At 67.1% G+C, this 316-nt stretch carries 1 protein-coding gene; it reads left to right on the top strand.

Annotated elements, in window-relative coordinates:
- Window positions 1-316: protein kinase domain-containing protein (locus tag E2R67_RS16560; RefSeq protein ID WP_166739422.1), on the top strand; the 316-nt coding region annotated here is incomplete at both ends.

Below are 316 nucleotides of genomic sequence, written 5' to 3' on the forward strand. Positions count from 1 at the left end.
CCGGGATCGCGCGCCTGATCGACGGCGGCGTGCTGGACGACGGCCAACCCTGGCTGGTGATGGAGCTGGCGGACGGCGAGGATCTGGATGCCTGGCTGCGTCGCATGCGGCCGTCGCGGCAGCGACGCCTGTCGGTGTTTCTGGCGATCTGCGATGCGGTGTCGTATGCCCACAGTGCGCTCGTCGTGCATCGTGATCTCAAGCCCGGAAACATCCGCGTCGCGTGTGACGGGACGGTGAAGTTGCTGGACTTCGGCATTGCCAAGTTGATCTCGCCCGATGCTGCGCGCGGCAACACCCGGCACCTCGCGCTGAG

The sequence above is a fragment of the Psychromonas algicola genome, from assembly GCF_004378355.1.
Taxonomy (GTDB): domain Bacteria; phylum Pseudomonadota; class Gammaproteobacteria; order Enterobacterales; family Psychromonadaceae; genus Psychromonas.